This window comes from Nonomuraea longispora, assembly GCF_004348345.1.
Lineage (GTDB): Bacteria > Actinomycetota > Actinomycetes > Streptosporangiales > Streptosporangiaceae > Nonomuraea > Nonomuraea longispora.
Map to the genome: position 1 here is coordinate 20,356 of NZ_SMJZ01000092.1, position 10,490 is coordinate 30,845.

Genomic DNA, 10,490 nt, shown 5'->3' on the forward strand with positions numbered 1-10,490 from the left:
CGGCGACGGTGCGGCGCGAACCCCGGGCGCCGGCCTCCCCCGCGGGTCAACATCTCGTCAAGCCGGGCTGGGTAGCGTCACGACCTGTCGTACCTCACGTGCCTGTACGCATCGCAGAAGGACACTTGCCATGAAGCTGCGAGACTCGATGTCGCGCCTTGGTCGTGACCGGCCGGAGACGGGGTGATGCCGACGGGACTGCGCGACGCCTCCATGACCTTCGGGACGCTGCTGCGCGCCTGGCGCGAGCGCGCGCTGCTGACCCAGGAGCAACTGGCCGAGCGCACGGGCCTGAACGTGCGTACCATCCGCCGCCTGGAGCTGGACGCGCCGCAGCGCCCGCGCAGCACGTCCGTGCACCTGCTCGCCGAGGCGCTGGGCCTCGACGAGGGCGAGCAGGCCCGGTTGTGCGAGGCGGCCCGCCGGAGCCGGCGCGCCGCCTCCACCGGGGACGCGCCGCCTCCCGCGGTGACCGTGCCGCGGCAACTGCCGCCCAAAGCCGCGCACTTCGTCGGCCGGCGCAGGGAACTGGACACCCTGGACGACGTCCTCGCCGGCGACGGATCACCGGCGGAGTCCGACCCCAAAGTGCTGCTCATCGTCGGCAGCGCGGGCATCGGCAAGACCACGCTGGCCGTCCACTGGTGCACGACGGTCGCGGACATGTTCCCCGACGGGCAGCTCTACCTCAACCTCAGAGGCTTCGGGACACTCGACCCGCTGGAACCGCTCAGCGCGCTCAACCTGCTGCTGCGCGCGCTGGGCGTGCCCGCCGAGGAGATCCCGGGAGAGCCGGCCGCCGCCTCGGCGCTGTTCCGCACCCGTACGGCCGGCCGCCGGCTGCTCGTCCTGCTGGACAACGCTCTGAGCAGCGAACAGGTGCGCCCGCTGCTGCCCGCCGCCGGCTGCGTCGTCGTGGTCACCAGCCGCGACCAGCTGCGCAGCCTGGCCGCCAGGGACGCCACCGTCCGCGTCTGCCTGCCCCCGCTCGACCTGAGGGAGTCGGTGGCGCTGCTCGGCGGCGTCTCGGGCCGGGCCACGATCACCGGAGAGGACTCCGTCGTGCGGGAGCTGGCCAGATTGTGCGACCACTCGCCGCTCGCGCTGCGCATCATCGCCGAGCGCATCGCCAGGCAGCCGGAGATCCCGCTGTCGGAGATCGCCGACGAGATCGCCGTCGACCACGAACGACTCGAATCCTTCCACGGCGGCGACGACGCCTACTCCGACCTGCGTACGGTGCTGTCCTGGTCCTGCCGGCACCTCGACCAGGACACCCACTGGGTGCTGCGCGCGGTGGCCGGGCTCTACCCCGGCGTCGACTTCGGCCTGGCGGCGGCGAGCGCCCTGTCGGGGCTGCCCGCGCGGCTGACGCGCCGCCACCTCGACCGGCTGGTGTCGACCCACCTCGTCGAGCAGCAGGGCCGCGACCGCTACCACGTGCACGACCTGGTGCGCGCCTACGCCGAGAGCGAAAGCCGCCGCCTCGACCCGCCCCCGGCCCGCCAGGCGGCGGTCGCGCGGCTGCTCACGTGGTTCATCCACTGCCTGTACGCCGCCGACACCGCCTTCGCGCCCGACCGCATGCGCGCCCCGATGGTGCGACCGGCCGAGCTGGAGGCCCCCCTGGAACCCGTCGGCTTCCCCGACGTGCCGACCGCCCTGCGCTGGTGCGAGCTGGAACATCAGACGCTCACCGCGCTGCCCGCGTGGGCGTGCGCCAACAACGCCCCGCTCGAAGCCTGCCAGATCGCCTACCTGATGGAGAGTTTCCTGGCCCACTACAAGCGTTACCACGAGCTGCTCGACAGCCACAGAGCCGCCATGAGGGCCGTACCGCTGATCGGCGATCCCCGGCTGGCGGGCCACCTGCTCAGCGCCATGGGCAACACCTGCGTCGAGCTCCTGCTGTACGAGGAGGGAAGCCGCTGCTACCGCCAGGCGACACGCGCGTTCCGCGAGTGCGGCGACCGGCGCGGCGAGGCGAAGGTGATGGGCAACCTGGCCATGGTGTCCATCGACGGGCAGGACTACCGCACCGCCAAGAAGCGGTGCGAGGAGGCCCTCGCCCTGGGCGCGGAGGCCGGATACGAGCGCGGGCGGGCCCACGTCCTCGACACGCTCGGCGAGGCCCATTTCGGCCTGGGCGACTACGCCGCCGCGATCGAGTGCTGGCGCCAGGCGCTCGACATCAACCGCGACAGTGGAGCGCTCTTCGTCCAGGCCACCAACCTGACCAACCTGGGCCGCGCCCACGCCGCCTCCGGCGACCACGCCGGCGCCATCAGGCACCACCTGGACGCCATCTCGATCGCCCGCTCGATCAGGAGCGCGCGAGGGGAGGCGGCGGCCCAGCTCAACCTCGGCTTCGCCTACCGCGCCGGCGACGACGCGGCGGCGGCCGAGGTCGCCTGGCGGCAGGCGTTCGACATGTTCACCGAACTCGGCGACGCCAAGGCCGCGGACGCCTGGGCCGAGCTGCGTGAACTGCGTGAACTCCGGCGGAGCGCGGGGTGACCGCCCCACCACCTCGCCCGGTCAGGGGCGCGGGTCAGGCGGAGTGCTCGGCCCGGTCGGCCTCCTCCTTGGTCCTGTGCACGGCCCCGTCAGCGTGCTCCGGCGGGCCGTACACCGTGTAGAGGACCAGCGGGTTCACGCCGGTGTTGACGAAGTTGTGCCGGGTCCCGGCGGGGACGGCCACCAGGTCGCCCTGCCGTACCTCGCTCGTCTCGCCGCCCACCCGAGCCTCGCCCACGCCTGAGACGAACGTCAGGATCTGGTCGATGCCCTCGTGGACCTCGTCACCGATCTCACCGCCCGGCGGGATCGTCATGATCACCAGCTGGCTCTTCTCCCCCGTCCACAACACGCGGCGGAAGTCGGCACTCTCCTCGGCGACGGTCGCGATCGTGAAATGGTGCACGGTCAGCTCCTGCTCTAGGGGTTCGTACGGGCCCTTCTCCTGCCTGATCGCGGGGCCCGCTAAACCTCACCGCCGGTACTGCGCTTCGCTGCCTCCCTGTTACGTAACGGGTACGGCGGACGGGGCCGAGGTGCAACGCTAAGGGCACGGGCTTTACACGCACTGTCGGAGCGATTCAGACAAGGGGCCCGATCGCTAGGGGGAGCAGGCAATCGAACGGTAAGACGGGGATGACATGACAACACCGATGGAGTTCCGGATCCTCGGGCCGCTGGAGGCGAGCTGCCTGGGGCGTCCGGTCAGGCTGGGCGGCCCGCGGCCTCGCTCACTGCTCGCCGCCCTGCTCCTCGACGCCGGGCGCATCGTGCCGCTCGACCGGCTGGTGTCGGCGGTCTGGGGAGAACAACTGCCGGGATCGGCACGCAACCAGATCGCGATCCACATCCACGCGCTGCGCAAGGCCGTCAAGGCCGCCGGCCGCGACACGGAGCTGATCGTCACCGAGCGGGTCGGCTACCGCCTGCTCACCGACGGCGTGTGGCTGGACGCGCACGAGGCACGGCAGCAGGCCACCGCCGCCCGGCGCGCGGAACGGCCCGAGGAGGCGTCGGCCGCGCTGGCGCGGGCGCTCGACCTGTGGCGGGGGCCGGTGTTGTCCGAGGTCGACACCACCGAGATCGCCGCCGCCGCGCGCGGCCTGGAGAACGCCCGGCTCGACATCGCCGAGGAGTGGGCCGACGCGGAGCTGGCCTGCGGCCGTACCCGCGAGGCCGTGGCCCGGCTGTCCGTGCTGGTGGAGGAGCACCCGCTGCGCGAAGGGCTGCGCGAACGGCTGATGCTGGCGCTGTGGCGCTCGGGGAGGCAGGCCGACGCGCTGGAGACGTACCGGCAGGGGCGCAGGCACCTGCTGGACGAGCTCGGCCTGGAGCCCGGACAGGCGCTGCGCGACCTCCAGCAGGCGATCCTGGCCGGCCCGCCCGTCGCCGAGACCCCGTCCTGCGGGTGCTGGTCGTGCTGGACAACGCGGCGTCGGCCGCGCAGGTACGCCCGCTGCTGCCCGGTACGGCCGGCTGCTGCGTGGTGGTCACCTCGCGGCGCCGGTTGGAGGGGCTGACCGTGAGTCACGGCGCGCTGCAGGTGCCGTTGGACGTCCTCACCGAGGAGGAGTCGGTCGAGGACGCCCCGTCCGGGTTCGCGCCCTGGCTGGCGGCGGCGCTGCTGGACACGTCGGTCCAGGGGTCGGAGCAGTTGCTCGAACAGCTGGTGGACGCGCAGTTGTTGCAACCGCTCGGGAGCGACGGGGGCCGGCAGCCGCGTTACCCGCGTCCTGCTCTCGCTCGGGCACATCGGGGGCGAGGAGAGCATGGGCTGCTTCCGGCAGGCCGCCGACATCTTCGCCGGCATCTTCGCCGGCATCGGCGCCACGGGCCGGCACGAAGAGGCGGTCAAGGCGGCGCTCACCGTCATGGTCTGAGCACGGTCTGAGCACGGTCTGAGCGCCGCGATCCGGAGCGGCCGCGCCCCTACGTGTCCTCGCCCCACCAGCCGCGCCGGGCGGCGAGCAGCCCCGCCTGGAACCGGGTGCGCGCGCCGAGCCGCTCCATCATCTCGCTGACCCGCCGGTGCACCGTACGCAGGCTCACCCCGAGCTGGCGGGCCACGGCCTCGTCCTTGAGCCCCGCGGCCAGCAGCGTGAACAGTTCGGGGTCAGGAAGGTCCGCCGTTTCCCCGGCGTCGTGCGGACGGGCCGGCAGGGGCAGCGCCGACCTCCACAGCACCTCGAACAGGGCGACCAGCGCGTCGAGCAGTGTCGAGGAGTGCACGATGACCGCGCTGTCGGCGTGGGAGGACTCGTCGGTGCTCAGCGGCAGGATCGCGGTCCGGCGATCGGCGACGGCCAGCTTCATCGGCACCTCGGGGCTGACCCTGGCCTGCTCGCCGGCGGCCACCGACTCCTGGGCGAGGCGCAGCTTGCCGGGGATCTCCAGGGCGGAGGCGTCGTAGATGCCGCGGACCACCACGCCGTGCGCGAGGCGCTCCAACTCGGCGACGTTCTGCTCGCCGGGGTCCTGCGCGTACGGCGGCCGGTCCAGCACCAGGACCTCCTCGGTCGCCGTCTGCTGCAGCTGCGTGAACCGCTGGACCACGGCCGCCCGGCCCTGGACGACCTCGACGAGCTCCTCGGGTGAGTTGTTCTCCGTACGCGGGGTCTCGGCGAGCATGGCCAGGGCCGCCAGCCGTGCCTGCGCCAGCCCTTCCTCCCTGCGCGAGATGAGGGCGGACACCGCCACGTCCGGCCGGGTCGCGAGGAACCGCACCGGGCGTCCCGCCATGCGGCTGACCAGACCCAGCGCCTCGAGCCGGGCGAACGCGCGGCGCAGCGCCACTGTGGTGCGCCCGGTGTGCGCGGCCAGCTCGTGCAGGGTCGCGCGGGGCCGGCGCAGCAGGTCGCGGTATATTTGCTCGTCCGCGGCGTCGACACCGACGGCCGACAGCGCGTTGTCATGCGGGTCCACGATCCTTAAGCATGTCATATTCATGAAATGTCGCAAAGCTGTCAATCATTGAGCTGGCCTCGGCGATCCGCGCCCGGTAGGACGGACATGCACCTTTTGCCGTTCCGCACCCATGCCTGCCAGGGAGGCAGCTTTGAAGAAGGCTCTCGCCATCGGGTTGACGGCCGCGCTCGCGGTCATGTCGTCAGCGGCGCCCGCGTCGGCCGACGGTTCCGGCCGCTGGCACCAGCCCTCCTGCGAGACGGTCACCGGCGACGGGACGGTGACGTACACGCGGGACGAGGGCAGGACCCTCACCCCGACCAGCAACAAGCTGGAACCGGTCGTCTACACCCGCGGCCTGGTCACCCTCGACCGCCCTGACACCCTGCTCTCCCTGGCCGGCAACCGGCTGTCGCGATCGTCGGACGCCGGCTGCACGTGGGAGCCGGTGGGAGAGGTGCCCGGCTCGAACGTCGAGCTGAGCGCGGCCCGCGGCGACCGGGCGTACGCGTGGGACCGCGCGGGCCACCTCTCGCTGGCCACGCCCGACGGGGTCACGCCGCTCACCTCGCCGGCCGCCGGGCTGGCCGGGCTCGGCGCCGACCGCCGCCACGGCGACCGCCTGCGGGTGGCCGACGCCGGCGGGCAGTTGCACGAATCGCGCGACGGCGGGCGCACGTGGCGGTCCGTCGGCGTGCCCGCCTGGGAGACGGACGACCTGCGCAGCGTCTACACGGCGGTGTTCGACCCGCGCAACCTCAACCACGTGGTGCTGGGCGCGTCGGGCTCCGCCCGCGTCACCTTCAACGGCGGGCGCACCTGGACGACGTCGAAGGGGCTGAGCGCGACCGGTACGAAGGTCAACGTGTTCAGCGCCGCGATCTCGCCCGCCTCGCCGAACGTCGTGTACGTGATGGGGCTCGACCTCGCCGAGTTGGAGGCGGGAGCGCCGTCCGGCGGCCGGCACATCTACCGCTCGTGGGACGGCGGCCGCCGCTTCATCCCCGTCGTGGACCAGGGCGACGGCATCACGATCCCCAACGGGCCGCTGCTCGCCGCCCACCCGAGGGACCCGGGCGTGCTCTATTTCGTGTGGGGAACCGGGTGGTCCTCGCTCGGCACCGACATCTACCGGTACGACTCGTGGCGCGACCGCGTCAGCACCCGGCACAACGCCTACGACCGGGTCACCGCGATCGCCTTCAACCCCGCAAACCCGGGCGTGATGTATCTCGGTCTGGCCGAGGAGGTCTGACCGTCCCGCGAGGAGCCTCCGTCAGCGGTCCCGCGGGCCCACAGGCTGTGGACGGCCGCCGAACACCCCGCGCAGCGCCTGCGGCGTAAGGACCTCACCGGGCGGGCCCTGCGCGACCAGCCGGCCACCGTCGAGCAGGAGACAGTGGCGGGCCGCCATGGCTGCGGCCAGGTCGTGGGTGACGTGAACCACCGTGACGCCGGCCGCGCTCTCCTCGTCGATGACGGCGCCGATGAGCCGGGCGGCCTCCACGTCGAGCCCTGTCGCGGGCTCGTCGAGCAGGAGCAGCCCCGGCTCCTGGGCGAGCCCCTGGGCGACGAGCGCACGTTGGCGCTGCCCGCCCGACAGCGCGCCGAGTTGCCGCCCGGCCAGGTCGAGGATGCCCAGGCGGGACATGCAGGCGTCGACCACCGCCCGGTCGGCCGCCGTCAGCCGCCGCCACGGCCCGCGTAGCGCCCAGCGGCCCATCGCCACCGTGTCGCGGACCGTGAGCGGCAGGGCGTCGGGCGCCGCGCTGCGCTGAAAGACGTATCCAGGGCGGCGCCCCTCGCGTTCGACCCGGCCGCCGGCGGGTTCGACGACGCCGGCCAGCACGCCGAGCAGCGTGGATTTGCCCGAGCCGTTCGGGCCGACGACGGCCGTCACCGCCGACTCGGGCAGTCCGGCCGAAATTCCCTTCAGCACGACCCTGCGGCCGTATCCGGCCACGACGTCATGGATGGCGACGCCATGCATCATGGTGACCTCCACTTGAAAACGACAACGGTTTTCATTGTAGAGTGGTCGACCATGGAATGGTTGTTTGATCCCTTCCAGGTGTCATTTGTCCGGCAGGCGCTCTGGGCGGGCATCCTGGTCTCCCTCATCTGCGCGGTCGCCGGGACGTGGGTCGTGCTACGTGGCATGGCCTTCCTCGGCGACGCGATGTCCCACGGGATGCTCCTCGGCGTGGCGCTCGCCTCGCTGGCCGGGGTGAACGTGCTCGTCGGCGCCCTGCTCAGCGCCGCCGGGATGGCGCTGGGCGTGAGCGTGCTCGGCAGGTCGCCACGGCTGTCCCAGGACACCGCCATCGGCCTGCTGTTCGCCGGCATGCTGGCGCTCGGCGTGATCGTCGTCTCCCACTCCCGGTCGTTCGCCGTCGACCTGACCGCGTTCCTGTTCGGTGACGTGCTGGCCGTCGGCGGGGACGACCTGGCGGGCCTGGGCGCCGCGCTGGCGCTCACCGTCGCGGTGGCGGCGCTCGGCCACCGGGCGTTCGTCGCGCTCGCGTTCGATCCGCGCAAAGCCCACACGCTGGGCCTGCGGCCGCGTGCGGCTCAGGTGCTGCTGACCGGGCTGGTCACGGTCGCCATCGTCGCCTCGTTCCACATCGTGGGCACGCTGCTGGTCTTCGGGCTGCTCATCGCGCCGGCCGCCGCCGCGGCGCTGTGGGCGCGGTCCATTGTCACGATCATGCTCGGTGCGGCGCTGCTCGGGATCGTCTCGACCGTGACCGGGCTCGTCGTCTCGTGGCACGCGGCCACGGCGGCGGGCGCCACCATCGCCGCCGCCGCCGTGGGGCTGTTCTTCGTCTCGGCCGTGGCCGGCCTGCTCAGACAGCGGCTCGCGGCCCGTACGGAAGCCGCGTCGTGAGGGCCCCGCTCGCCGCGGCCCTCGCCGGGCTGGTCCTGTTGACCGGATGCGCGCGGCAACCGCGGCCGGACGAGCCCACTCCCACCCCGCACGGCTACGTCGCGGGCGCGGAGGAGATGCCGGAGCCGCAGTCCCGGCTGCTGCTCGCCGGCGACCGGGCGGGGGCCGTACACGTGCTCGACCTGCTCACCGGCAAGGTGTCGCCGGTCGCCGGCATCGAGCAGGTCGAGAACGTCACCGGCGACGGCCGCTTCGCCTACCTCACCACCGCCACGGGCGCGCTCCGCGTGGTCGACACCGGCGCGTGGACCGTCGACCACGGCGACCACGTGCACTACTACCGTGCGGCGGCCCGCGGCCTCGGCGCCCTGCGCGGGCGGCCCCCGTACACCATCCACGGCGACGCCACGGTGACCGCCGTGCGCTCATCGGACGGCACGGTCACGCTGCTCGACCGCGCCCGCATGGAGAAGGGCGAGCCGGCCGAGACGGGCAGGTTCACGGCCGCGGTGGCGGTGCCGTACGCGGAGCACGTGGTCGCGGCCGTGGGCGGCGAGGTGCGGATCATGACGCGGGACGGCGAGCCCGGCCGGGTCGTCGGCGAGTGCGAGGACGCGGCGGGCGCGGCCGTGACCCGGCGCGGCGCCGTCCTCGGCTGCGCCCATGGCGCCCTGCTCGTCACCGAGGAGGACGGCAGGTTCGACAGCGTACGGATCCCCTACCCGCGCGTGCCGTCCGCGGGCCGGCGGGCCAGGGAGTTCCGGCACCGGCCCGGCAGCACGATCCTCGCGGCGAAGGCCGGCGACGCGGGCGTCTGGGTGCTCGACGTCACCGCCAGGACGTGGCGGCGGCTGACGACCGGGCCCGCCGTGGCGGTCAACGCCGCCGGGGACGGGATGCCGGTGCTGGTCCTGACCAGGGAGGGGGTGCTGCACGCGTACGAACCCGGCTCCGGCGAGGAGCGGGCCAGGACCGAACTGCTCCGCACGCCGCTGACCGGGGCGCCGACCATCGAGGTCGACACCGCACGCGCGTACGTCAACGACCCCGCGGGCGGCACCGTGCACGAGATCGACTACAACGACGGCCTCAGGCGTGCCCGCACGTTCGAACCCGGCTTCGCGCCCGCGCACATGACGGAGACCGGGCGATGAGGGCGATGAGGGCGTGCTGCGCGGTGGTGGCCGTCGTGCTGGCGGCGTTGACCGGATGCTCCGGCCAGGACGCGCGCGGGCCCCGGATCGTCGTCACCACCAACATCCTGGGCGACGTCACCCGCGCCGTCGCGGGCGGGCAGGCCGAGGTGACCGTGCTGATGAAGCCCGACTCCGACCCGCACTCGTTCGGCGTCTCCGCCCAGGAAGCCGCGCTGATCGAACGCGCCGACCTGGTGGTCCACAACGGGCTCGGCCTGGAGGAGGGCGTCCTGCGCAACGTACGGGCCGCCGCGGACGCCGGCGTGCCCACGCTGGCCGTGGCCGAGGGTCTCGATTCGCTGCGCCTCGCCGGCGACGGGCAGCTCGACCCCCACTTCTGGACCGATCCGCGGCGCATGGCCGACGCCGTCGACCTGATCGCCGAGCAGGTGGTCACGCACGTGGACGGCGCCGACCCGGCCGCCGTGCGGGCCGCCGCCGGCGCCTACCGCGAGCGGGTCGAACAACTCGACGCCTGGGTGGCGGAGCAGGTCGCGACCGTCCCGCCCGCCGCCCGCAAGCTCGTCACCAACCACCACGTCTTCGGCTATTTCGCGCAGCGCTACGGCTTCGAGGTCGTCGGCGCGGTGATTCCCAGCGGTACGACCCTGGCCTCCCCGAGCGCCTCCGACCTGCACGCGCTGAAGCGGACCGTCCAGCGCACGAAGGTGAAAGCGGTCTTCGCCGACTCCTCCCAGCCCGACCGGCTCGCACGGGCGCTCGCCTCCGAGGCCGGCGTACGGGTCGAGGTCGTGCCCCTGTTCTCGGAGTCGCTGAGCAGGACGCCCGGCGCCGCCACCTACCTCGACATGGTCCGCAGCAACACGAAAGCCATCGTCGACGGCCTCAACGGCCGCTGATCCCCCGAAGCAGAAAGGCACATCGTGACCCTCAGGACATCCGTTCCCGTGCTGATCGCCACCGCGGCCCTGCTGGCCGCCTGCGGGACCGCGCCGCCCGCCCCCGCGCCCGGCGCGGTCCCGCAG

Annotated in this window: 9 protein-coding genes; 6 read left to right on the top strand and 3 right to left on the bottom strand. The window is 73.2% G+C overall.

The genetic code is table 11. From position 1 onward, the window contains the following. The first annotated feature begins 186 nt into the window (after window positions 1-186). A complete protein-coding gene (locus E1267_RS23395) occupies window positions 187-2,517 on the top strand; it encodes an XRE family transcriptional regulator (protein ID WP_132334931.1) in 2,331 nt (776 codons plus the stop codon). Window positions 2,518-2,551: 34 nt separating this feature from the next. Here E1267_RS23395 and E1267_RS23400 read toward each other — a convergent pair whose 3' ends face one another. Next, window positions 2,552-2,923 carry a cupin domain-containing protein gene (locus E1267_RS23400; protein ID WP_132334933.1) on the bottom strand — a complete coding sequence of 124 codons (372 nt, stop codon included), beginning with the start codon at window positions 2,921-2,923 and terminating at the stop codon, window positions 2,552-2,554. A gap of 235 nt (window positions 2,924-3,158) precedes the next feature. On the opposite strand from E1267_RS23400, the gene E1267_RS23405 reads away from it, so the two are divergent. Then, window positions 3,159-4,037: an AfsR/SARP family transcriptional regulator gene (locus E1267_RS23405; protein WP_132334935.1), complete on the top strand. Its 879-nt coding sequence runs from the start codon at window positions 3,159-3,161 to the stop codon at window positions 4,035-4,037. Window positions 4,038-4,446: 409 nt separating this feature from the next. On the opposite strand, the gene E1267_RS23410 is transcribed toward E1267_RS23405, so the two are convergent. Then, window positions 4,447-5,439, bottom strand: coding sequence for a helix-turn-helix transcriptional regulator (locus E1267_RS23410; RefSeq protein ID WP_246064179.1), 993 nt, complete (start codon window positions 5,437-5,439; stop codon window positions 4,447-4,449). 133 nt (window positions 5,440-5,572) lie between these two features. Here E1267_RS23410 and E1267_RS23415 point away from each other — a divergent pair, with 133 nt between their 5' ends. Continuing rightward, window positions 5,573-6,676, top strand: coding sequence for a WD40/YVTN/BNR-like repeat-containing protein (locus E1267_RS23415; RefSeq protein ID WP_220449635.1), 1,104 nt, complete (start codon window positions 5,573-5,575; stop codon window positions 6,674-6,676). A 21-nt stretch (window positions 6,677-6,697) separates the two neighbouring features. Here E1267_RS23415 and aztA read toward each other — a convergent pair whose 3' ends face one another. Further along, window positions 6,698-7,411, bottom strand: coding sequence for a zinc ABC transporter ATP-binding protein AztA (aztA, locus tag E1267_RS23420; protein ID WP_220449638.1), 714 nt, complete (start codon window positions 7,409-7,411; stop codon window positions 6,698-6,700). Between the two features lie 54 nt (window positions 7,412-7,465). On the opposite strand from aztA, the gene aztB reads away from it, so the two are divergent. From aztB to aztC, 3 genes are read left to right on the top strand one after another with little or no spacing between them, the layout of a single operon-like run. After that, window positions 7,466-8,308 carry a zinc ABC transporter permease AztB gene (gene aztB / locus E1267_RS23425; RefSeq protein WP_132334941.1) on the top strand — a complete coding sequence of 281 codons (843 nt, stop codon included), beginning with the start codon at window positions 7,466-7,468 and terminating at the stop codon, window positions 8,306-8,308. Next, window positions 8,305-9,462, top strand: a complete 1,158-nt coding sequence (locus tag E1267_RS23430; RefSeq protein WP_132334943.1) for a PQQ-binding-like beta-propeller repeat protein — start codon at window positions 8,305-8,307, stop codon at window positions 9,460-9,462. Before aztB ends, E1267_RS23430 begins: the two co-directional genes overlap by 4 nt. Further along, window positions 9,459-10,364: a zinc ABC transporter substrate-binding protein AztC gene (gene aztC / locus E1267_RS23435; protein WP_220449636.1), complete on the top strand. Its 906-nt coding sequence runs from the start codon at window positions 9,459-9,461 to the stop codon at window positions 10,362-10,364. Before E1267_RS23430 ends, aztC begins: the two co-directional genes overlap by 4 nt. Window positions 10,365-10,490 lie beyond the last annotated feature (126 nt).

Coding starts and splice junctions, on each gene's coding strand:
- aztB (WP_132334941.1), top strand. CDS start 7,466: ATGGAATGGTTGTTTGATCCCTTCCAGGTGTCATTTGTCCGGCAGGCG.
- E1267_RS23395 (WP_132334931.1), top strand. CDS start 187: ATGCCGACGGGACTGCGCGACGCCTCCATGACCTTCGGGACGCTGCTG.
- aztC (WP_220449636.1), top strand. CDS start 9,459: ATGAGGGCGATGAGGGCGTGCTGCGCGGTGGTGGCCGTCGTGCTGGCG.
- aztA (WP_220449638.1), bottom strand. CDS start 7,411: ATGCATGGCGTCGCCATCCATGACGTCGTGGCCGGATACGGCCGCAGG.
- E1267_RS23405 (WP_132334935.1), top strand. CDS start 3,159: ATGACAACACCGATGGAGTTCCGGATCCTCGGGCCGCTGGAGGCGAGC.